General features: G+C 34.9%; 21 protein-coding genes. 18 read left to right on the plus strand and 3 right to left on the minus strand.

Annotated features, from left to right (window positions below; translation table 11 throughout):
- The 7 genes from H8707_RS04300 to H8707_RS04330 form a co-directional block, all read left to right on the plus strand.
- A partial coding sequence (locus H8707_RS04300; RefSeq protein WP_262428910.1) for an S-layer homology domain-containing protein occupies positions 1–1,084 on the plus strand: 1,084 nt, incomplete at its 5' end.
- A 313-nt stretch (positions 1,085–1,397) separates the two neighbouring features.
- Complete coding sequence (locus H8707_RS04305) at positions 1,398–1,670, plus strand: type II toxin-antitoxin system RelB/DinJ family antitoxin (RefSeq protein WP_262428911.1); 273 nt, start codon at positions 1,398–1,400, stop codon at positions 1,668–1,670.
- Positions 1,657–1,929 (plus strand): type II toxin-antitoxin system RelE/ParE family toxin, encoded by a 273-nt coding sequence (locus tag H8707_RS04310; protein ID WP_262428912.1) that lies wholly within the window; start codon positions 1,657–1,659, stop codon positions 1,927–1,929. The genes H8707_RS04305 and H8707_RS04310 overlap by 14 nt, the downstream gene beginning before the upstream one ends.
- 327 nt (positions 1,930–2,256) lie before the next feature.
- Complete coding sequence (locus tag H8707_RS04315) at positions 2,257–4,185, plus strand: LTA synthase family protein (RefSeq protein ID WP_262428913.1); 1,929 nt, start codon at positions 2,257–2,259, stop codon at positions 4,183–4,185.
- 508 nt (positions 4,186–4,693) lie between these two features.
- Positions 4,694–5,815 (plus strand): S41 family peptidase, encoded by a 1,122-nt coding sequence (locus H8707_RS04320; protein WP_262428914.1) that lies wholly within the window; start codon positions 4,694–4,696, stop codon positions 5,813–5,815.
- Positions 5,816–5,846: 31 nt separating this feature from the next.
- On the plus strand, positions 5,847–6,269 hold the full coding sequence (locus H8707_RS04325) for a four helix bundle protein (protein WP_262428915.1): 423 nt from the start codon (positions 5,847–5,849) through the stop codon (positions 6,267–6,269).
- Between the two features lie 969 nt (positions 6,270–7,238).
- Complete coding sequence (locus H8707_RS04330) at positions 7,239–10,790, plus strand: S-layer homology domain-containing protein (protein ID WP_262428916.1); 3,552 nt, start codon at positions 7,239–7,241, stop codon at positions 10,788–10,790.
- 226 nt (positions 10,791–11,016) lie between these two features.
- On the opposite strand, the gene H8707_RS04335 is transcribed toward H8707_RS04330, so the two are convergent.
- From H8707_RS04335 to H8707_RS04345, 3 genes are read right to left on the minus strand one after another with little or no spacing between them, the layout of a single operon-like run.
- Positions 11,017–11,355: a hypothetical protein gene (locus tag H8707_RS04335; protein ID WP_262428917.1), complete on the minus strand. Its 339-nt coding sequence runs from the start codon at positions 11,353–11,355 to the stop codon at positions 11,017–11,019.
- Positions 11,345–12,718, minus strand: a complete 1,374-nt coding sequence (locus H8707_RS04340; RefSeq protein WP_262428918.1) for an ImmA/IrrE family metallo-endopeptidase — start codon at positions 12,716–12,718, stop codon at positions 11,345–11,347. The genes H8707_RS04335 and H8707_RS04340 overlap by 11 nt, the downstream gene beginning before the upstream one ends.
- Positions 12,690–13,094, minus strand: coding sequence for a helix-turn-helix domain-containing protein (locus H8707_RS04345; protein WP_262428919.1), 405 nt, complete (start codon positions 13,092–13,094; stop codon positions 12,690–12,692). The genes H8707_RS04340 and H8707_RS04345 overlap by 29 nt, the downstream gene beginning before the upstream one ends.
- A 193-nt stretch (positions 13,095–13,287) precedes the next feature.
- Between H8707_RS04345 and H8707_RS04350 the strand changes: the two genes are divergently transcribed.
- From H8707_RS04350 to H8707_RS04400, 11 genes are all read left to right on the plus strand, one after another.
- Positions 13,288–13,521 (plus strand): helix-turn-helix domain-containing protein, encoded by a 234-nt coding sequence (locus H8707_RS04350; protein ID WP_262428920.1) that lies wholly within the window; start codon positions 13,288–13,290, stop codon positions 13,519–13,521.
- A gap of 69 nt (positions 13,522–13,590) precedes the next feature.
- The gene (locus tag H8707_RS04355) at positions 13,591–13,872 is read left to right on the plus strand and encodes a hypothetical protein (RefSeq protein WP_262428921.1); all 282 of its coding nucleotides are present in this window, start codon (positions 13,591–13,593) and stop codon (positions 13,870–13,872) included.
- Entirely contained in the window at positions 13,872–15,032 is a 1,161-nt protein-coding gene (locus H8707_RS04360; RefSeq protein WP_262428922.1) for a DUF2800 domain-containing protein, read from the plus strand. The genes H8707_RS04355 and H8707_RS04360 overlap by 1 nt, the downstream gene beginning before the upstream one ends.
- A 4-nt stretch (positions 15,033–15,036) precedes the next feature.
- Positions 15,037–15,582 (plus strand): DUF2815 family protein, encoded by a 546-nt coding sequence (locus tag H8707_RS04365; protein WP_262428923.1) that lies wholly within the window; start codon positions 15,037–15,039, stop codon positions 15,580–15,582.
- A 6-nt stretch (positions 15,583–15,588) separates the two neighbouring features.
- Positions 15,589–17,535, plus strand: a complete 1,947-nt coding sequence (locus H8707_RS04370) for a DNA polymerase (protein WP_262428924.1) — start codon at positions 15,589–15,591, stop codon at positions 17,533–17,535.
- 44 nt (positions 17,536–17,579) lie between these two features.
- Complete coding sequence (locus H8707_RS04375) at positions 17,580–17,909, plus strand: DUF7768 domain-containing protein (protein ID WP_262428925.1); 330 nt, start codon at positions 17,580–17,582, stop codon at positions 17,907–17,909.
- Complete coding sequence (locus tag H8707_RS04380) at positions 17,902–18,066, plus strand: hypothetical protein (RefSeq protein WP_170063671.1); 165 nt, start codon at positions 17,902–17,904, stop codon at positions 18,064–18,066. Before H8707_RS04375 ends, H8707_RS04380 begins: the two co-directional genes overlap by 8 nt.
- Positions 18,050–20,461 (plus strand): virulence-associated E family protein, encoded by a 2,412-nt coding sequence (locus H8707_RS04385; protein WP_262428926.1) that lies wholly within the window; start codon positions 18,050–18,052, stop codon positions 20,459–20,461. Before H8707_RS04380 ends, H8707_RS04385 begins: the two co-directional genes overlap by 17 nt.
- 291 nt (positions 20,462–20,752) lie before the next feature.
- Positions 20,753–21,040 (plus strand): VRR-NUC domain-containing protein, encoded by a 288-nt coding sequence (locus H8707_RS04390; protein ID WP_449406482.1) that lies wholly within the window; start codon positions 20,753–20,755, stop codon positions 21,038–21,040.
- Positions 21,037–22,416: a DEAD/DEAH box helicase gene (locus H8707_RS04395; RefSeq protein ID WP_262428927.1), complete on the plus strand. Its 1,380-nt coding sequence runs from the start codon at positions 21,037–21,039 to the stop codon at positions 22,414–22,416. Before H8707_RS04390 ends, H8707_RS04395 begins: the two co-directional genes overlap by 4 nt.
- A complete protein-coding gene (locus H8707_RS04400; RefSeq protein ID WP_262428928.1) occupies positions 22,406–22,837 on the plus strand; it encodes a DUF1492 domain-containing protein in 432 nt (143 codons plus the stop codon). Before H8707_RS04395 ends, H8707_RS04400 begins: the two co-directional genes overlap by 11 nt.
- Positions 22,838–22,881: the final 44 nt, after the last annotated feature.

Genomic DNA, 22,881 nt, shown 5'->3' on the forward strand with positions numbered 1-22,881 from the left:
CTTCGGAGAAGAAGTAACCGAGACAGCAATAGAAATAGAAGGTTACAACAAGGTAGAACCAATAGAAGTAGCCATAGAGCTAGGAGTAGAAGGAAATGTAATTAACTTCTACTACACAGCTAGAACAGATATCAGTTACACTGTAAACTATCTAGAAAAAGGAACTAACAAAGTATTATCTCCAGCAAAAACTGTTGGTAATAAAACCTTCGGAGAAGAAGTAACCGAAACAGCAAAAACAATCTCTGGTTATATAGCATTAGATCCAACAAGTTTAACAATAGAACTTGGAGAAGAAGATAATGTAATAACCTTCTACTACAAAGCAAGACCATACAATCCACCGGATGATGATGACGATAATGAAAAGAGAAGGGATAGAGACGAAGTAGTAATCCTCGACGAACCGGTTCCAATAGGCAAACCGGAATTAAACAAGGAAGATCACTTCCAATATATTCAAGGTTATCCGGACAACACAGTCAGACCAGAAGGCTTGATAACAAGAGAAGAAGTAGCAGCAGTATTCTATAGACTTCTAACAGAAAACTATAGAGAAAGCATCAAAACAAATGCTCACAACTTCGTAGACGTTAAATCAAACAGATGGTCAAATAGACATATAGCCACATTGTCTAATGGAGAAATAATCACAGGTTATCCGAATGGAACCTTTAAACCCGGAAGCTTCATCACAAGAGCAGAATTGGCAACCATAGCATCAAGATTTGATAACCTAAGTCCATTTGAAGCAGATAGTTTTTCGGATATAAAAGGACACTGGGCAAACAAATATATAAATTCCGCATCAAAGAAAGGCTGGGTAAAAGGCTATGAAGATGGAAGCTTTAAGCCGGATCAATATATCACAAGAGCAGAATTTGTAACCCTAGTAAATGCAGTATTAGAAAGAAGAGTTCACAAAGATAATATATTACAAGATGCCAAGAAGTTCCCGGATCTTCTCGAGTCAAAATGGTACTATGAAGATATGCAAGAAGCAATCAATAGCCATTACTATGAAAGACTTGAAGATGAATTTGAAGAATGGAATGAAATATATTATCCGACATTAGATTTGTAATTGGAATGTAATATTATATAAGTGTCTTTTCTTGAATTAACAAATAAAAAAGTGTAAACTATAATTATTATGGTTTATACTTTTTTTACATAGTAGAGATCCTTCGTTTCACTCAAGGATGACATCAGCAGAAATTATTCTGCAAAGCTCAACCCTAGCAACTCTTCACTCTTAGTTCTTCACTCCTCGCTTTTCTTTCAATTGTGAATTGTGAATTGTGAATTGAATTAAGTTGTGAATTGCACAAATATTTATTGACACTGTAAATAAAATTTCATATAATAGAGATACTAAGAAACAAGGAGATGAGAATATGGCTCAGACAAATATAAACATTCGTATGGACGAAGACCTGAAAAAAGATTTCGATAAAATGTGTGGAGAGCTGGGTATAAATATGACCACAGCGTTTAATATCTTTGCCAAAACGGTCGTTCGGCAGCGGGGCATTCCTTTCCCTGTCGCACTTGATACTCCAAATGCAGAAACGCTGGCAGCAATTGAGGATGTGAACAAACGGCGGAATATGCGTGGGCCTTTTAACAGTGTTAAGGCGCTGATGGAGGACTTGAATGCTGACGATTAGTTATTCCACACGTTTTAAAAAAGATTACAAAATAATCAAAAAACGTGGATATGATATTGCTTTATTGGAAGAAGTGCTGGAGCTACTCTGCACTGAACAATTTCTACCGCAAAAATATCGTGACCATGATCTAACAGGAAATTATGAAGGACATTGGGAGTGCCATATTTCTCCCGATTGGCTGCTTATCTATAAAATTGAAAAAGAAGAGCTATTGCTTGCTTTGACCAGAACAGGAACGCACAGCGATCTGTTTTAAGGTATCCGGCATTTAATATGTAATTGGAATGTAATATTATATAAGTGTCTTTTCTTGAATTAACAAATAAAAAAGTGTAAACTATAATTATTATGGGTTACACTTTTTTTTACATAGTAGAGATCCTTTGTTTCACTCAAGGATGACAACAGCAGAAATTATTCTGCAAAGCTCAACCCTAGCAACTCTTCACTCCTCACTTTTCTTTCAATTGTGAATTGTGAACTGTGCATTGTGAATTGAATTAAGTTGTGAATTGTGAACTGTGAATTGTGAATTGAATTAAGTTGTGAACTGTGAATTATGAATTGAATTAAGTTGTGAATCATGAATTATGAATTGAATAAGAAAGGACATAAAAAAATGATATATTCATTATTATTAACATTAAAATTTATACTTTATACAAATTTAATAAAAGTAGAATACAACAGAATATCAATAATAATAACCAGTAGCTTAATATCCGCACTAATACTATCCTTAATATATAGATCAAAATCAAAACACAAAAGCAGAAATTCTCTCATATTCTATTCCGTAGTATCCATACTAATGCTGGGAAATGCCACATATTTTGCGCATTTTAACAATTTATTATCCGTAAAATTGATACCGCAAATTCCACAACTAAAAACTGTAGGAGAAAATCTAAAGATATTATTGGACATGAAGAAACTTCTATTGATAACCGATATACCAATCATAATAGCGTATAGATTCTTCACAAGGTCAAAGGCAAGGGCGAAAGACCCTATCCACCCGCTTCATAGATCCCATTCCAATGTCAATCTGTTCAATGTAGGGGCCCGCCCACAGGGATTTTCGATTTCATCAATTATCAATTTTATTCGTCGTCCGATAGTATTGGGCGTAGCCGTAATAGCTCTGTTTGCCATCTTCAATATAAATGGAACAATAAACACGATTAAGACACAAGAGCTATTTACCTATCATCTGCTTGATATAAAGAATACCATAATAAAAGATGAAAAAGCAGAAGCAGACGGAATCCTGACCAAAGCGGATATAGAAGATTTAAAATCCAGAGCAAGTCTAAAAGAAGGGAATTTGACAGGCATAGGAAAAGGCAAAAACTTAATAGTATTACAAGTAGAAGCATTTCAAAACTTTGCAGTAGGATTAACATACGATGGGCAGGAGATTACGCCAAATATCAACAAATTAATAGAAGATAAGTCGTCAATTTACTACAACAACTATCATCAAATGCTGGGAAGGGGCAATACATCCGATGCAGAATTTGTTTCCCAAAATTCTCTTTACCCTTCCATGGAAGAACCAACCTATACACAATATGCTCACAATACCTATTATGGATTGCCATGGCTGTTAAGGGACAATGGCTACAATGCATGGGTATTTCATGGATATAAGGCAGATTATTGGAATAGAGAAGAAGCCTACGTAAATCAAGGATTTCAAAGATTTATATCAGAAAAAGACTTTACCTTTGATGATATTATAGGATTCGGACTCAAAGACGAAGATTTCTTTGACCAATCCATCCACTATCTCAAAGAACTGGATAAAAAAGATGAAAATCCATTTTACGCATTTATGATAACACTATCAAGCCATACACCATTTTTGATGCCTGAAGAATATCAAACATTAAAAATAAGAGAAGAACACAAGGACACCATGCTGGGAAATTATCTGCAAGCAATACACTATACAGACAAAGAAATAGGAAGATTTATAGAAAGTTTAAAAAAAGAAGGACTATATGACGACACCGTAATCGCCATATATGGGGATCATTTTGCAGTCCTTTCCACAGACGAAAATGAACAGCCGATAATGTCAGATTTATTAGGCGAAAGATATGATTTTGACAGTATGATGAATATTCCTCTCATAATCCATGTACCGGGAGAGGATATCCACGAAATAAATACAACATTAGGAAGCCAATTGGACTTTTATCCTACTATAGCAAATATAATGGGATATAACAATGAAAAGGGACTTGTATTTGGCCGAGACTTAAATAACACAGAAGAAAACTATGTATTTCCTCAAACCTATATGCTGAAAGGTTCTGTAATCACGGATACATCTGTACTTGAAATCTCAAGAGACGGAATCTTTGAACACAGCAGAGCATATGATAGAGAGACCAGAAAAGAAATAGATATAAACCAATTCAAAGCCCTAAGCAAAAAAGCAGAAGAAGAAATCAACAAAGGGCACTATATATTGAAACATGACACGCTTAAAGAGCTAAAATAAAATGTGAATTGCCTTATGTCATCTCGACCGAAGTGGAGAGATTCCCGGTTTTAGCGAAGCTGTCATCCTGAACTAGCAGTATAAGCATTACAATTGAAGGATCTCCTCCTTTAGACCTCAAAGCTCGAACCTAGGAACTCTTCACTCTTAGTTCTTAACTCTTAGCTATCTTAAAACCGGAGATCCTTCGCTTTATGCTCACCCTTAGAATGCAAAGGGTACACGGCAGGATGACGTAAGCAGTAATCTTGAGAGACTATAAAGGCAGAATAATCACTGCTGGATGTCATTCTGGAACGCAGTGAAGAATCTCCTCTTTACAGACCCTAAAGCTCGACCCCAGCAATTGTGCATTGTGAACTGTGAATTGTGAATTGTCTTTCTAATTGTGCATTGTGAACTGTGAATTGTGAATTGTCTTTCTAATTGTGCATTGTGAACTGTGAATTGTGAATTGTTTTTCTAATTGTGCATTGTGAATTGTGAATTGAAATCGGAGGTAATATAAATGAAATATAAATCAAAAAAATTAGCAATCCTAACGTTAATAATAGCCTTATTAATCCCAAATATCTCAGCAGCCGCCACTCCCACTCCTCAAACCCAAGAAAGAGATCCGGACCTTCTATTTTTTGTAGATGTGTTCCAATACATAAAGGGACAATATCCATTTGAAATAGAAGATAAAGAGCTGATGGAAGGAGCATTAAAAGGAATGCTTCAAAGCGTCGACCCATACAGTGACTACTATACACCCGAGGAAGCCGCAGAACTCTACAAAGACATGCTAGGAGTATTTTCAGGTATAGGAGTATATATAGAAGAAAAAGATTCTTACATCAATATCATAGAAGTAATAAAAAACTCCCCAGCAGAAAAAGCAGGATTAAAAGAAGGAGACTTGATAGTATCCATAGATGATACAGACACAAAAGATATCCAATTAAACCAAGCATCAAAACTTATCAAAGGACCAATAGGCACAAAAGTCAAACTAGGAATAAAAAGAGAATCCAAAAGTCTACCTATATATATAGAAGTAATTAGAGATACGGTCAATGAAAATCCCGTAAAATATGAAATCATAGAAGACAATATAGGCTATATAAGACTATCCGAGTTTTCCGGGAACTCCGCAAAAGCAATGAAAAATGCATTGGCTTCAATGGATAAGCAAGGTATCACAAATATCATATTGGACTTAAGAAACAATCCCGGTGGACTATTAGATCAAGTAGTAGCTATAGCCAAAGACTTTATACCAAAAGGACCCATAGTCCATATACAAGAAAAGAACAAAGAACCAGTAACCTATATCTCAACCTTAGAGAAACCGAAATATAAACTAGTACTATTAGTAAATGAAAACAGTGCATCAGCATCAGAAATCTTGGCGGGAGCAGTAAAAGATACAAAAAGCGGCACTATAATAGGAAAGAAAACCTTCGGAAAAGGAATAGTACAAAGCATGAGACCTGCACAAACAGGAGGAATCATCAAACTAACCTCCGCCGTCTACCTAACCCCAAACAAAACCTACATTCACGGAAACGGCATAGAACCCGACATAGAAATTGAAAACAAAAAAGACGAAGATACACAACTTAAAACTGCAATTAAGCAGTTTTAAGTAATTCACAGTTCACAAATCACAATTCACAATGAAAGGCGTGAGAAGAATTACAGAAAATGTAATAGAAACAAAATCATATAATTTTGCAATTGATGTAATAAATACTTATAAGAAATTGCAAGAAGATAAGGAATTTATATTATCTAAACAATTTTTAAGATCAGGGACAAGCATAGGTGCTAATGTCATGGAAGCGTTAAGAGCCAACAGCAGGAAGGATTTTTTATTTAAAATGAATATAGCACTAAAGGAAGCAAATGAAACAGAATATTGGATTAAATTATTAATTGATACTGGGTATTTAAAAGGGGACTCATATATTGAATTAATTTCTGATTGTAAAGAAATTTGTCGAATATTAAATGCTATAGTGAGATCAACAAGAGAAAACAACCCAGATTATATTAAAGAAGACGAGGAAAGTTATATTGATTGGTCCTTAATTGAATAACTCTCTTTTAAGGTTTTAATGTTTTAATCTTTTAATTGTGAATTGTGAACTGTGAATTGCAGTGTAGGTTACCCCTCATTTAATACCCCAAAGCTTAACCCTAAAGGTTTTTAATGTTTTAATCTTTCAATTGTGCATTGTGAACTGTGAATTGTGAATTGTCTTTTTAATTGTGAATTGCAGTGTAGGTTACCCCTCATTTAATACCCCAAAGCTTAACCCTAAAGGTTTTTAATGTTTTAATATTTTAATTGTGAATTGTGAACTGTGAATTGTGAATTGTCTTTTCAATTGTGAATTGTGAATTGTGAATTGTGAATTGTCTTTTCAATTGTGAATTGTGAACTGTGAATTGTGAATTGTCTTTTCAATTGTGAATTGCAGTGTAGGTTACCCCTCATTTAATACCCCAAAGCTTAACCCTAAAGGTTTTTAATGTTTTAATCTTCTAATTGTGCATTGTGAACTGTGAATTGTGAATTGTCTTTTCAATTGTGCATTGTGAACTGTGAATTGTGAATTGCAATGTAGGTTACCCCTCATTTAATACTCCCAGCCTCAACCCTAAAGGTTTTTAATGTTTTAATCTTTTAATTGTGAATTGTGAACTGTGAATTGTGAATTGTCTTTTCAATTGTGAACTGTGAATTGTGAATTGCAATACTTTGTAACACACAAGTATTGTATTTGTAACATAACTGTAATGGTAATCTGACTTATTCTCGTATATAATGATTTTAGAACGAATTTGAAATATACATTTTCTATATTACAAATTCATTACATTAACATCAATTGCTTGATTTAGAAAGTTTCTGATGTTATAATACAAAATAGGATATTTGGTAGTAAATTACATATTTGCTACTCAAATCCACATTTGGGTCAGGCGTTTAAGAAGGAAAACTTCTGACTTAAAGATTACATTCCTTCAGGAAAAATTATAATTTTATAAGGAGGGTTTTATAAATGAAGAAAGGTTTATCATTAGTACTTGTACTTGCAATGGTACTAGGATGTTTCAGCTTCGTTTCGGCAGCATCATATAGTGATGTAGCTGGCACTTCATACGAAGAAGCTGTAGCTAGACTAAGCCTATTAGAAATCTTAACAGGCTATAAAGATGGAACATTCAAACCTGAAGACCAAATAACTAGAGCAGAATTTGCTGCTGTAGCAGTAAGAGCTAAGGGCTTAGAAGCAACAGCTCAAGCTTCCAAAGGCTTACCAACTGGTTTTTCAGATGTTCCGGGAACTCATTGGGCATCAGGATATGTAGGAACTGCTGCTAAAATGGGTATTGTTAACGGTGTTGGCAATGGGCAATTCGCTCCGGCTGCTCCAGTTAAATACGAAGAAGCTATTACAATGATAGTTAGAGCATTGGGCTATGAACCATCAGCTCAAGTTAGAGGCGGATATCCATACGGATACCTAATCGTAGCTAACGAAAATGGTTTACTTGATGACGTTAAAGGAACTCAAGGAGCTCCGGCTCTTAGAGGAGAAGTAGCTCAAATAGTTGACAATGCATTAGAAATCCCAATGATGGTTCAAGTAGGATATGGTACTGACACTAAATGGGTTGTATCAGGTTCTAAAGAACATGGTGGAGACGAAAGATATTTATTAGATGACATGGGATTTGATTCAGTAAAAGGTAGAGTTACATCAGTAAATACTAAGACAAACAAAATAACAGTTGAACCAGAAGATGATGACAAGGTAGTTATAGAAGTAGCAGATGACTTTGACTTCTACTCAGTAGAAGGCTTAATAACTAAATTCTGGTACAAAAATGACAAACTTGTAGTTTATGTAGTAAAAGATGAAGCTAAATTCGACGCAGCTGAATATGATGAAGACGAAAAAGAATTAGCATTAGTTACAGAAGATGAAAATTATGAAATATCAAAAGATGCAATTTTAAGAGTAGACGGCGACAAGGTTAAAGCCGCTGATTTTGAAGCAGATTATGCTAAAATAGTTCTTAACGATGATGATGAAGTAGTATTCGCAGAAGGCTATACACTTGACGGTTACGTAGTAGTCGACGAAGTTAAGGATGATGAAATTGCGGGTTATGGTGATGAAGAATTAGATGTTGAAGATTTCCTAATAGTAAAAGAAGGAAAAACTATTGCATCAAAAGATTTAGAAGATGGCGAAGTTGTATTCTACAACAATAGTGAAGACTTTGCTGTAGTAGCTACTGCAAGCAAAACTGGGAAAATCGATAGAGTTTACTCAGACGGTTTCAGATTTGAAGGCAAAACTTATAACTTTGACAATGTAAAATATTTCGACGGAAAGAACTTAAATGATGTTGATGAAGATATTTTAGACGAAGTTGTTGAAGATGAAGACGAAATAGAAGCAATCTTTAACTTCAAAAACAAAGTAGCAGTTTTAAAAGGTGAAGACAAAGACCCAGATGCTAGCTCATTCTACGCAGTATTAACAGAAGCTGCTGGTCGTACAACAGGTAGAAGAGGAGATATCTTCCTATCATTAGATGTAAGAGGAGCAGATGGTACTAAGAAAGCATATGATTTAGATTTTGATGTATTAGATGATAGTGAATTATTAAAAGAAAATACAACAAAAGAAGATTTTAATAAGGTTGAAAATATAGAAGATTTATTAAAATTGCTAGATCTTAGCAAAAATAGGGCATTAGCAGAAAAAGGCGACGTTATCAAAGTTAAAGTAGATAAAGATGGTGACGTAACAGAAATTAGTGTACCAGAAAGAGACAAAATTACTTCAGATTTTAAGATTACAAAGACTTATGTTAATGGTGATGGAGTAGATTATAAAGCAACTCCAAGCACAGTTGTATTCTACGATAGCACTAAGAAAGCTATTAAAATTGGTGATATTGACGATGAATTTGAAGTAGTTAAAAAAGAAGGGTTCGTATACTATGAAGCTGGTAAAGCAGTTGCTTTAGTATCGGAAACAGACGCAGATGCTGATACCAAGACTGTAGTTGGTCTATTAACTAGAGTTAAAAAACTAAGTAGTGGTGCTCACGAATTCGGAGTTAAGGTAGCAGGGAAATCAGGTACTCAATATTATGTAACTGAAAAAGACAGCTATAAACTTCCAGACGGTATAAAAGTTGGAACTAAAAATGTAATAGTAGTATTAACAGTAGGAGAAAAATCAGATAAAGTAAGAGATATTAAATTTGCAGATAACTTTGTTAGTGATGTTACTATCGGATCATATAGCGGTAAAAAACTTACTATCAAAGATAGTGATGATGAATATGCATTCTCAGACGATTACAAGATATTTGATGCTACTGATGATTATGCGGAAGTAAAGAGTGTAAGGGATATAGTAGGCAAGAAGGTTACGCTATACTTAGATGGTAAGAGTGATTACTATGTAAGTTATGCGATAGTAGGCGAAACTGGTAAAGCTGAAGAAGTAAAAGGTTTAATAACTTATATTAATGCTGCTGGAACAGCATTCGCAGTTGATGGAGAAATCTACTCAACAAATAAAGATACAGTTGTTAAAGATGCAGCTGGAAAAGTTATTGGATTAGGCGATGCTTCAGTATTAGTTGAAGGTGACGTAGTAGACGTAAAAGATAATGTAATCACTCGTAAAGTTTCTGTAGTAGCAGAAGCAGCAAAAGTAGAAGCTTTAATTAAAGGTTTACCAGCAACAGTAACTATTACAGATGAAGCTAAAATTGCAGAAGCAAGAACAGCTTATAAAGCGTTAAATGAATATGGAAAAGCAATAGTTGATGGTGCAACAACAAACAATACTGCTTTATTGGAAACTAAAGAAGCAGCTTTAGTAGATGCGTTAATTGATGACATTAATACAACTACTCCAGAAGCAGCTAAAGTAGCTAAAGCAAGAGCAGCATTCGATGCATTAACTACAGGAGCAAAAGGAAAAGTAACATCAGCTAAGAAGACAACATTAGAAGGTTATGAAGCAGCAGAAGTAGCAGCTCCAGTAATAGCTAAGATAAAAGATTTACCAGCAGCTGGAACAGTTAAATTAACTGATAAGGCAGCAATCAATGAAGCAAGAGCAGCTTATGATGCATTATCAGGAGCAGCAAAAGCTAAAGTTGATGCAGAAACTACTAACAATACAGCTAAATTAATAGCAGCTGAAGATGAGTTAAAAACACTAGAAGATACATTAGCAGCTAATAAAAAAGATGTAGCAGATGCAAAAGCTGCTTTAACAACATTACCATTTGATAGTACAGATAAAGAAAATACTACAACACCTAAGATAGTTTTACCAACAGCAGCTAAAGGTGAAACATATGCATTTAAAGTAGAAACAACAGATGCATTAGCAGGTGGAGGTCAAGCGGTAATCACAGCTTCAAATGCAACAATTACTAGAGACTCTGCAGAAGAGTTCACATTTGAAATTGAAGTAACTATTTCTAAAGGAACAGGCGAAACAAAAGCTGAAGATAAAGTAGTATTTGTAGTAACAGTTCCAACAGGATTATCAAATGTAACAGTAAAATAATCAACAGAAATAAACATTGAGAACCTAACCGTTCTCTAAGATAAAGAAGGACCCCAGCGGAGAAATCCAAAGGGGTTCTTTTTATGTCTTTATGTGGTAGGTTATTAATCTAATGTTGTTAAATGGCACCCTAATAGACTTGCCTCATAGGATATGTGATGAGCTTGTCTGCTGGGGTGCTTATTTATTTTAAAGAAAAAGGACTATGCCTTAGTTAGCATAATCCTTAGAAAGGTGGATTGTTTAGGAACTCACTTTCCGCTTCTTCCATTTCAATTAAGTTTTTAGCATCTTTCCAATCTTTTAATAAGCCCTCTTCAAAGAAGGTGGTCGGCATTCCACATTTTTCACAATACCGAGCATCACTATCATTTTTATGGTATTCTACATAATCGGGGTTGTTTCCATTTGGATCAACTATAGTTTCACCAAGGCAGTAATTATAGAGCCTAAGGCCACAGATTTTGCAGTATTCAGCTTTAGAGCTATAAACTTCATTCCCACATCTAGGGCAAATTTCAACTCTCATATCATCATCCATTTTAACTCCATCATCATAAATCATAATAATAGCACCCCACATTCGTTATAATAGTTTGTCCATATTCTTTAATGCACTCCATAAGTAAATTTTGATGATTCAATATAATATCTGCAGACATAGCATTTGCTGCAAATACAATAAAAGAACCTTCATCTCTAATTGCTTTACTACCATCTAAAGCTGTATAAAGCTCTAAATCTCTTTTAAAATAATATACTGTAGCAATGATATAATTCCAGTATTCATATTCAATATAGTCCTCATATTTACCATTTTCAAAAGTGAGGAGGTCTGGTATTTGAACTTCTTTTAAATTATCAAATATATTTAATTCCTGAAACTTAGTAGTTTCACCACAGTTAGGGCAGTATCTACAAGCACCAGATACTTTTGTATTTTCACTTAAACAAGTATTGTATAATGGTGTGCCACAAATTTTGCAATATGTAGCATCTTCATCAAAGTCTTGATTTTTACACACAGGACAATATAAAACTCTTTTGTTATTATCAACCTCTATATACGGATAATATTTACCCTCTAGGTTTTCAGGCCAACCTATCCACACCCCATTTACAGGTAAGTTTTTAAATGGATAATCCCATTCAGGTACTGTATTTCCACAAACATGACAAAACTTTTGATTCTCATCTGTTATGTAAGCATTACAATTCCTGCAAATTCTACAGATTTTATAAAACTCATCATAAAGATAACTGCCATTAAACTTATATATCCCATTAGCAATAGACTGTAGAACTCTATGCTTAAAGAAGAAATCATAAAAGTTTCTAACAAGCTTTCTTTCTAAATCTACAAATTGGGGTCTAAAGTTGTTTAAATACCCTTCACATTTTTCAGCAGATTCTTGAGAAATATTACATATGAAGGCGATGTCCTGGCTATCTTTAATACCATATAAATTAAGAACAACATGGGGTGATAATAGAATACCAGCGAACCAATGGGCTTCTACTTCTAATACCCCATATTGTTCTTGAGTTAGGCCACCTCTATTTAAGGCTGTTTCTTCATAATAAACAAGATGGCCTAAAACTATATGGCCAATTTCATGAGCTATAGTCCAGCGAATACGGTCCATAGAAAAACTATCATCATAGACAATTATATAATCATTCGTTCCTCGTTGAATTTTAGTTGCAGCTTCTGCACCGTTTCTTTTTAAATTAAATGGGTCTTCCACGCCAGTATTTATTTTCAATTCAGTCCAACTTAAAAGGTGCCAATTATCTTCAAATCTTTTTATTATCTTAAAAGGGTCTATTGGAAATTCTTTTACATCTAATTCAAGCAAAAATTCATAGGCTCTTTTTGTGGCACGCTTAAAATTTGGCTTACTTGGAATTTTTCTTTTTCTTTGCATGAGCTAAGAACATCTCCATTTGATCTACTAAATCATCATAATCTTTCTCTTCAAGATCAGAATTCCTGGCTAACCCATCTACTATCTTTTGAACAGTTTCTTGCTGCTTCTCTGTTTTTAAATCTGGAAAAACCCTTGCAATTAAGGGAACATTTTCATCATCATCAATATATCCTGCTATGCGAAGCATTTCTTCTTGGGGAACACCTAATGCATCTGCAATAGAACTTAGAACAGGTGCAGAAGGATTTTGTCTTTCACCAATTTCAATTCTATGAACTTCCGTATGACTTATGTCAGCCTCAGTGGCAAGCCTTCTTTTTGACCAGCCTTTTGCTTCTCGGCGTTCTTTTATAAACTCACCTAAAGTAGTCATTGATAACACCTCCAATATTTCAATTATTAAACTATAGACAATATATATATTGTGTTGACTATAGTATATCATTAGTGTAACCAAAAGGCAACAAAAATATAATTATTGAACTTTATATTGACATGGCACTTTAAGGGTGATATGATTTATTCAATGGAACTGAAAAGCACAATAAGGAAAAGAGGTGAAATAAATGGTGCCAAACAGAGAGTATTTATTAGAGCTAGTTAGGGATAGAGATTGGTCTGGAAGTGAATTAGCTAGAAGAATGGGAATATCAAGATCAGAAGCAAATCGATTATTAAATGGAGAAAGGGTAGGAGGTAAAAAAACCATTGGTGGATTAATAAAAGCTTTTCCAGAGGAACCATTAGAGAAGCTTTTTATTTTTCCAAGCATGGAACCTAAAAACACCAATAATAAATAAATAGAAACAATAAGTTGATAGTGGCTGCAAAAGTCAAGATATTAGAACTAGAGAAAGGAGAGGAAGAGAATGAGCAAAATCAAACTGGCACTAGATGTGGTGGAGGATCTACGAAGTCTTGCAGATAGTATTGAAACTTTGGCAGGTACAGTAGAAGGAAATAAACCTAAAGAAAAGGTGGAAGTTAATCTACCAACTTTAGAGGAAGTCAGAGCAAAGTTAGCTTCTCTATCTAAAGCTGGAAAGCAAGCACAGGTAAGAGAGCTTATTACAGGCTTTGGAGTTAAGAAGTTATCTGACATACCAAGAGAAAAATACCCAGAATTATTAAAGAAAGCTGAGGTGATGTAATGGGAGAACACGCTCTACTCTCTGCTTCATCGGCTCACAGGTGGCTTAAGTGCAGCCCTAGTGTAAGGCTTGAAGAAGAGGTGGAAGATAGCACAAGCATTTATGCAAAGGAAGGAACTTTTATGCATGAATTAGGAGAGTTACATCTTAAACTTTTTCTAGATGATATTACAAAGGCAGAGTTCAATAAGAGACTAAAAGAAATGAAGCAAAATGACTTTTATACAGATGAGATAGAAAAAGCAGTAGAGATTTATGTAGATGCAGTAATTGAAAAGATTAATGAGGCAAGAGCTATTAGTCCTGATCCATTGATTCTCATAGAAGAAAGATTAGATTATAGCCCTTGGGTTAAAGAAGGATTTGGAACAGGAGATGTTCTTATTATTGCAGATGGAATTATTGAAGTTATTGATTTAAAAGGTGGCAAAGGAGTAGCGGTATCAGCAATAGCAAATCCCCAAATGCGTCTATATGCCTTAGGTGCAATTAACGGATTTGGAATGCTCTATGATACCCAGAAAGTTAGAATGACCATTATCCAACCAAGACTTGATAACATCTCCAGCGATGAAATGGAAGTAGAAGAACTTATACATTGGGGGAATAAAACAGTAAAGCCAAAGGCTGATGAAGCCTGGAAGGGAGAAGGTAAATTCAAGGTAGGAGAGCATTGTAGATTTTGTAAGGTGAAAGCCATATGCCGTTCAAGGGCAGAAGAGAATATGAAGTTAGCTTGTATGGATTTTAAGCCACCGCCACTTCTTATAGATGAAGAAATTGTAGAAGTACTAAATCAAATAGATGAGTTAACAAAATGGGCTAAGGATGTAGAAGCATATGCATTCAGCCAAGCAGTAAATGAAGGCAAAGAGTGGCCTGGATTTAAGCTGGTAGAGGGAAGAAGTTCGAGAAAGTATTCAGATGAAGATAAAGTTGCCAAAGCTTTACTTGCTGCAGGTTATTCAGAGGATAGGATATTTTCAAAATCTCTAATAAGCCTTACCAAGCTTGAAAAGAAATTAGGAAAGAAAGTATTTGAAGAAACCTTAGGAGATTTAATAATCAAACCTCCTGGAAAACTTCAGTTAGTTCCAGAGGAAGATAAAAGGCCTGCTCTAAGAAGCAGTGCAGAAATAGATTTTAAAAAGGAGATGTAATGATATGAGTACAAAAGTGATTACAGGAAAGGCATTATTAAGTTATGAACATTTACTGACACCTCAAGCAGGAATAGGAGGAGGGGAACCTAAGTATTCGGTTTCATTAGTAATACCAAAGAATGATAAAAAGACAATAGAAAAAATAGAAAAGGCAGTTCAAGAAGCTATAAAAGAAGGAGTAACAAGGTTTGGAGCTAAGTTTGGAAAAGGTGCTAACTTTAGAACACCTTTAAGGGATGGAGATTTAGATAAACCAGATGACCCATCATATAAAGACAGTTACTTTTTAAATGTAAACTCTAAAACAAAACCTGGAATAGTAGATAGAGATTTAAATCCAATATTAGACCCAACAGAAATTTATTCAGGTTGCTTTGGAAGGGCCAGTATAGTTGCATTCCCATATTCAGTTAATGGTTCTACTGGTGTGAGCTTTGCACTTCACAATGTCCAAAAGCTAGAAGATGGGGAACCCCTAGGCGGTAAGGCAAGACCTGAAGATGATTTTGAAGCTATAGATAATGACTTTGATGATATTTTAGGATAATGCCTTATGAAAATACTAGCTATCGATATTGAAACCTATAGTAGTGTAGACCTCGGTAAATCTGGGGTCTACGCCTATACTGAAGCAGAGGATTTTGAAATACTAATCATTGGTTATGCCTATGATGATGAAGAAGTACAGGTTGTAGATTTAGTAAGTGGTGAAAAGGTTCCAACTGATGTAGTAGAAGATATAACAAATCCTAAAGTAATTAAAACAGCTTTTAATGCACAGTTTGAAAGAACTTGTTTATCAAAATATTTTAAAGAGGAAATGTCACCAGAACAGTGGAGATGTAGCATGGCCCACGCATTAACTTTAGGCCTTCCTACCAGTTTAGCTGGTGTGGCTAGGTGTTTAAATCTAAAACAGCAAAAGATGAGTGAAGGGAAAGCACTAATTAGATACTTCTCAATTCCTTGTAAACCTACTAAAGCTAATGGGGGAAGAACTAGAAATCTTCCTCATCATGATAAGAATAAGTGGGAAACATTCAAAGCATATTGTAAGCAAGATGTGGAAGTGGAAAGGTCTATTCGTAAAAGATTAGAAAACTACCCCATGACAGATAAAGAATTAAAGCTGTGGTTTTCAGACCAAAGAATTAATGATGGAGGGGTTAGAGTTAATAAAGAATTAGTAGAAAATGCCATTCACTGCGATGAAATCTACCAAAAGGAATTATTAGACGAAGCTATAGATTTAACAGAACTTGAAAATCCTAACAGCCCAGCCCAGCTAAAGACTTGGCTTAAAGATAAATATGATATTAAAGTAGATAGTTTATCTAAGGAAAAGGTATCAGAGCTATTAGATGAAGCCCAGAACCCTACAGTAAGAAGAGTTTTAGAGTTAAGGCAAGATATGTCTAAGACTTCAGTTAAGAAATATGAGGCTATGGAAAGAGCCATGTGTAAGGATGAAAGAATACGAGGATTACTGCAGTTTTATGGGGCCAATCGAACTGGTAGATGGGCAGGGAGGCTAGTTCAAGTTCACAATCTTCCAAGAAATGATATGAGTGATTTAGATTTAGCAAGGGAAATTCTTCTAGCTGGAGATTATGAAACACTAGAACTTTTATTTGATTCAGTACCAGATGTATTATCTCAGCTTATTAGAACTGCTTTTATTCCCTCTCCTAATTCAAGATTCATAGTAGCAGACTTTAGTGCTATAGAAGCTAGAGTTATAGCTTGGCTTGCAGGAGAGAAATGGAGAATGGATGTGTTTAATTCTCATGGAAAGATATATGAAGCTTCAGCATCTCAAATGTTTGGAGTTCCTGTAGAAGAAATTCATAAGGGCAGCGTCTTAAGACAGAAAGGAAAGATTGCAGAGTTGGCCCTTGGATATGGAGGAAGTAAAGGTGCCTTAAAGGCTATGGGTGCAATAGACATGGGACTTAGTGAAGAAGAACTACCTGAGCTTGTATATGCTTGGAGAAAGTCCAATTCAAATATAGTTAGACTTTGGTGGGATGTAGAAAGTGCTGCAATTAAAGCAGTTAAGGAAAGAACTGTAGTTAGTATGCAATATGGTCTTAAGTTCTACTTTAAATCAGGAGTGTTATTTATAAGACTACCCTCTGGTAGAAGCCTTGCTTATGTAAGGCCTAGGATTGAAATAGATGAAAGATTTAATAAAGATAAATTGACCTATGAAGGTATAGAAGGAATGAAGTGGGGTCGCATTGACACCTATGGAGGAAAATTAACAGAGAATATTATACAAGCCATAGCAAGGGACTGTTTAGCTGAATCTATGCTAAAGCTTGAAAAGTATGGATATAGGATTGTATTTCATGTCCACGATGAAGTTATACTAGATGTTCCAAAGGATAATGGCTCATTAGAAGAAGTGGAGGAAATTATGGGGGTTGATATCCCTTGGGCTCCAGGACTTCCATTAAGAGCTGAAGCCTTTGAGAGTGATTACTATAAAAAAGACTAGGTGGGTCATGAAATACGACCTACCTAAAGAGGAAGGTGATATTAGTGAAACCAATTATCTATGTATGTTCTCCCTTAAGGGGAGATGTTAAAAGGAATATAAATAAAGCTATAGGTTACTCAAGGTATGTCTATGTCAAGAGTGGTATTCCCTTGGCACCTCATACCATCTTTACTCAGTTTTTAGATGACGAGGATGAAGAGGAAAGAAACGCAGGAATAGATATGGGGCTTGAACTTTTAAATATATGTGATGAACTATGGGCCTTTGGAGATAAAATCTCTGTGGGAATGCTTAATGAAATTGAAAGGGCTAAGTCACTAGGGATTATAGTAAGAAGGTTTAATGAAAGGTGTGAACCTTTGGATGAATAGGGAAACCATTAAGTTTATAAAACTTCTAAAAGACTATAGGGGAATTTTTCCAAGACAAACCATTAAAACCTTACGAGGTCAGGCATTAGCTGGAGACATAGAAGGAGCAAAGAAGGGCCTTAAGAAAGAGGTGAGTAAATATGCAAGAGCCATATAAGCTTAAAGAACCTAAATTAAAACATGATGGAGTTCTTACCATTGCTACAGGTAGAAGTAGAAAAGAAATGAACTGGAAGAATCGAGAGATGCTATGGTCGGAGTTAGTAGAGAAATTAAGCAGTACAACTAGAACATATGAAACCTATGAAGAATACAAGAAGCTATCTAAATCTAAGAAAGATGAAGTAAAAGATGTAGGTGGTTTTGTAGGTGGAACTTTAAAGGAAGGCAGAAGAAAAGCTGATAATGTAGTTTGGAGGCAAATTGTAACACTTGATGCTGACTTTGTTAAGGGAGATTTATGGGCAGGTGTTGAGACCAAGTTTGGATATGGATGTGTAATGTATTCAACTCACAGCCACAGTCCTAAAGCTCCAAGATTAAGACTTGTTATTCCACTAAAAAGAGCAATAACTCCTGATGAATATGGAGCAGTATCAAGAAGAATTGCAGCAGATTTAGGCATAGATTTCTTTGATGATACCACCTATGAGCCACATAGATTGATGTATTGGCCATCAACTTCTTCTGATGGAGAGTTTATTTTCAAAGTATTAGATGAAGAATGGGTAGATCCAGATGAAATACTTGCAAGGTATAAAGATTGGAGAGACTCTTCCTATTGGCCTGAAAGTTCAAGGACTAAAGAGAATAGAAAGAGATTAGCAGAAAGACAAGGAGATCCTAAAGAAAAGCCAGGTGTAGTAGGTGCCTTTTGTAGGACATACTCTATCATTGATGTAATTGAGAAGTTTTTATCTGATATATACTCACCTTGTGAAACTTCTAATAGATACACATATATTCCAGGATCATCTGCAGGTGGATTAGTTATATATGAAAATGGAGACTTTGCATATTCACACCATGGCACCGACCCCATTAGTGGCAAACTATGTAATGCTTTTGATTTAGTTAGACTTCATAAGTTCGGTGAATTAGATGAAGAGGCAAAGGAAGGAACACCAGTAAATAAGCTGCCATCTTATCTTTCTATGCAGAAGTTAGCTAGAGAGGATTTAGAGGTTAAAAAGACTATAGCTAGTGAAAGGATGACTTCAGCTAGTGAGGATTTTAATGAGGAAGATTGGCAAGTAAACCTTGAAATTAATAATAAGGGAGAGCTTAAAAATACTCTTACCAATATAATTCTTATACTAAGACATGATCCACAACTTAACAGTATTTTTTATAACGAGCTTCGAGAAGGTGTTGATGTAGAAGGAGATGTTCCCTGGAAAAGGTTAAAGTCTGGGTGGAATAAAACTGATGAAGCATCTCTTGCTGGATATATTGATTTAAACTATAACCTTTATGCACCAGGAAAGCTTAAGGAGGCTGTATTAAAAGTAGCCGTTGAAAGGTCTAGACATCCAGTAAAGGAGTATCTATTAAATCTTCCAAAATGGGATGGTGTTAAAAGAGTAGATACCCTATTAGTTAAATATCTAGGAGCAGAAGATAATATCTACACCAGAGAAGCAACGAGAAAGACACTAGTTGCAGCAGTAGCAAGAACCATGAATCCAGGAATTAAATTTGATACAGTTCTAGTTTTAAATGGGCCACAGGGAATAGGAAAGAGTACTTTGTTTTCAAAGCTAGGAGGAAAGTTTTTTAGTGATTCTCTTTCCATCTCAGATATGAGAGATAAAACTGCAGCGGAAAAACTTCAAGGTTACTGGATACTTGAAATTGGAGAACTAGCTGGAATTAGAAAAATTGATGAAGAGACATTAAAGTCTTTTTTATCAAGGCAAGATGATAAGTTTAGAGCAAGTTATGGATACTCAGTAGAAGACCATCCAAGACAGTGTATTATTGTAGGCACCACAAATCAAGAAGCAGGATTTTTAAGGGATATTACTGGTGGGCGTAGGTTTTGGCCAGTTAAGACTCCAGGAGATACTAAATTAAAACCTTGGGATATAGATGATGTAGACCAGATTTGGGCAGAAGTAATGGAATATTACCATAAAGGTGAATCTTTAGTATTAAGTAATGAAGCTGAAAAAATAGCAAATGCAGCCCAAGTGGATGCTTTAGAAAGTGATGATAGAGAAGGAGTAGTTAGAGAATATTTAGATATGCTCCTTCCAACGAACTGGGATGATATGGACTTATATGCAAGAAGAAGCTTTATTCGTGGTGATGAGTTTAGCGATAATGTTATAGGAACTGTAAGAAGAGAGCAAGTCTGCACCATGGAAATTTGGTGTGAGCTATTTGGTAAAGAAGCTACTGCCATGAGAAAGATAGACTCTTATGAGATAAATGCAATAATGAGAAAGATTGATGGATGGGAAAAGTACACTGGAAACAAGCAGGGAAATGCCAAAGTTCCTCTCTATGGAATACAAAGAATTTATGTTAGATGCGATAAACAAGATTAAACAAGATTTAGGCTTGTTACCATTCTTGTTTACTACCCCTACCCTAGTTATATTAAGGCTTTAATTTATATTATTAACAAGATAAACAAGATTATATATATAGATAAATAAAATAAAGAATATATAGGTATATGTATATGCCTAATCTCTATAATTAAGAGTAGTCTATAGGAAATTCTTGTTACTTGTTTATTGAAAACCTTTTAAAAGTTACTAAAAGCCTTATAAATACTGAAGTGTAGAGATTAACAAGATTGTTAACAAGATTTGTACTTGTTTAAGAAATGGGGAGTGTTTGAGATTTTAGAGAGTAAAATAGAGGCTAGATTAAAACGGGAGGTAGAAGATTTAGGTGGCCTTGCACTTAAGTTCACCTCTCCAGGAATGGCAGGTGTGCCTGATAGATTAGTCTTACTACCAAAAGGAAAAATCTACTTTGTAGAACTAAAAGCACCTGGGAAAAATTTAAGGCCTCTCCAATTAAAAAGAAAAGAGCAACTGGAAAGCTTAGGCTTTAAAGTTTATGTAATAGATTCATATGAAAAAATAAATGTATTTTTACAGGAGGTGGTTGATTGAAATATAAACCTTATGATTATCAAGAATACGCTACTCAGTGGATTTTAGATAAAGAAAAAGCAGGATTACTGCTGGATATGGGAATGGGCAAGAGTGTTATTACACTAACAGCCATAGATGAATTAATGTTTAACTACTTTGAAGTATCAAAAGTTTTAGTTATAGCACCTCTTCGTGTAGCGGAAAGCACATGGGATGAAGAAGCAGCTAAATGGGATCATTTAAAACATCTAAAAATATCTAAGGTTCTAGGAACGGAAAAAGAAAGAATCAATGCCTTATACACAAAAGCTGATATTTACATCATCAACCGAGAAAATGTGAAATGGCTAGTAGATAAATGTGGTAAGGACTGGCCCTTTGACATGGTGGTAATAGATGAATTATCCAGTTTTAAATCCCATAGAGCACAAAGGTTTAAAGCCTTAAGAAAGGTAAGGCCCTTTATGAAACGAGTAGTGGGCCTTACTGGAACCCCAGCACCAAATGGACTTATAGATTTATGGTCCCAAATTTATCTATTAGATGGTGGAGAAAGGCTAGGAAAAACCATTACTGGGTACAGGGAGAAGTACTTCTTACCAGATAAGAGAAATCAACATATAGTATTCACCTATAAGTTAAAGGAAGATGCCGAGGAAGCCATCTATGAAAAACTATCAGATATTTGTGTCAGTATGAAAGCAGAGGATTATTTAAAACTACCAGAAAGAATTAATAATATCATACCAATTTATCTGCCAAAGAAGGCAAAGGATAAATATGACCAACTGGAAAGAGACTTATTACTGCCACTTAAAGATTCAGATATTGTAGCAAATACAGCAGGTGTTCTAGCTAATAAGCTACTCCAAATGTCCAACGGTGCTGTCTATGATGAAGATGGGGATGTTCGGGAAATACACAATGCAAAGCTTAAAGCATTAGAGGACACTATAGAAGCTGCAAACGGAAAGCCAGTATTAATCTTTTATTCCTATAAGCATGATTTAGATAGAATTAGAAAGCACCTAAAAAGAGATGATTTAACAGTTCTTGATACATCTGAAGATATAAAGAATTGGAATGAAGGTAAAATACCAATTATGCTGGCCCACCCAGCTAGTGCTGGACATGGATTAAACCTTCAAGCTGGTGGAAATATCATCATCTGGTTTGGACTTACTTGGAGCCTTGAATTATATAGTCAAGCAAACGCAAGACTTTATAGACAAGGCCAAAAGCAAAATGTAATCATCCATCACTTAGTATCCAAAGGTACTATGGATGAAGATGTTATGAAAGCACTTGAAGGTAAAGAAGTAGGACAAGAAGCATTGCTAAATGCAGTAAAGGCGAGGGTTAGGAAGATGGGAGGTAATGAGAATGAATGCTAAAGAATATCTATCTCAAGCTATGTGGCTTGATAAAAGTATAAATAATAAACTGGAGCAAATGGAAAGACTGAAAGCTATAGCAGAGAAGGTTACTGTAGATTTTACTCAGGAGAAAGTATCTGGAGGAAAAGCTACAACAAGTCCTATGGAAGATGCTACTGTTAAACTTATAGATTTAAGCTATGAAATAAATGATGATATTGATAGATTAATTGATTTAAAAAGAGAAATCCTGGATGTCATAGGTCAAGTGGAAGATGTCAGTTACCAACTGCTATTAGAGATGAGATATATAAACAACAAGGGCTGGGATGATGTAGCTAGATGTATGGGATATGATAAAAGGTGGATAATGAGACTTCATGGTAGAGCTTTAAAAGAAATTGATGAAATTTTAAAAGAAGCCACTAAAAGCCATTGAAAGCCACTTAATAAATGTAGTATTATATAAGATGTAAAGGTATA

Source organism: Paratissierella segnis, from assembly GCF_014385195.1.
Taxonomy (GTDB): domain Bacteria; phylum Bacillota; class Clostridia; order Tissierellales; family Tissierellaceae; genus Paratissierella; species Paratissierella segnis.